The organism is Herbaspirillum sp. B65, from assembly GCF_000333555.1.
In the GTDB taxonomy this organism is placed as follows: domain Bacteria; phylum Pseudomonadota; class Gammaproteobacteria; order Burkholderiales; family Burkholderiaceae_D; genus Herbaspirillum; species Herbaspirillum rubrisubalbicans.
This window is the reverse complement of record NZ_BADI01000710.1, coordinates 1-527: the sequence shown is the minus strand read 5'-3', so window position 1 is coordinate 527 and position 527 is coordinate 1. Positions and strand designations below refer to the sequence as shown.

General features: G+C 61.1%; 1 pseudogene. It reads right to left on the bottom strand.

The features are described 5' to 3' along the window. Positions 1-288: 288 nt before the first annotated feature. Positions 289-527: pseudogene (locus I5W_RS16750) on the bottom strand (hypothetical protein); the annotation flags it as partial.

The following is a 527-nucleotide window of genomic DNA, read 5'->3' as shown; positions in this document are numbered from 1 at the left end:
CGCCGAGCAGGCTGGCCGTGAAGCTCAAGACCAGCATCACGGCCAGGTTGGTAACGAGGAACAGAACAATGCGTTTCATGGTTTTTCCTGTAGAACGAAATAGATCCGAAGAATCCGAACAATCCGAAGTCCGTGCGGACCAGCCAGCACGGCGGACAAGACATAGGTCAGAGCAATCAGGGAAAGGAAGCGGCCAGTGCCCCAGCCTCAGATCACAGATATCAGACATCTGTGATCTGAGTTCAGAGATCAGAGCGCAGCAAGGCAACCACCCGCCGCGCGGGCCGCTCAAGCCAATGGAGGAGGACGCAACTGGTCGCGCAGGTAAGACGACCAGTTCAAGCTTGCCGTCAAGGCGTGGGGAAACGGATACCAGTGCAGTCCGAGCGTGGCGATGGCGGTGGGCAAGCCAGGCTCTTCCAGCTCGCCCTGGGCGCTGGGCTGGTCGTCGTCCTGGTTCGTGGCCGGCGTGTGGCTGCCGGCTTGCAGGGCGTCATGCGCCTGCACCGGGGCGTGCAGCTCCTGTT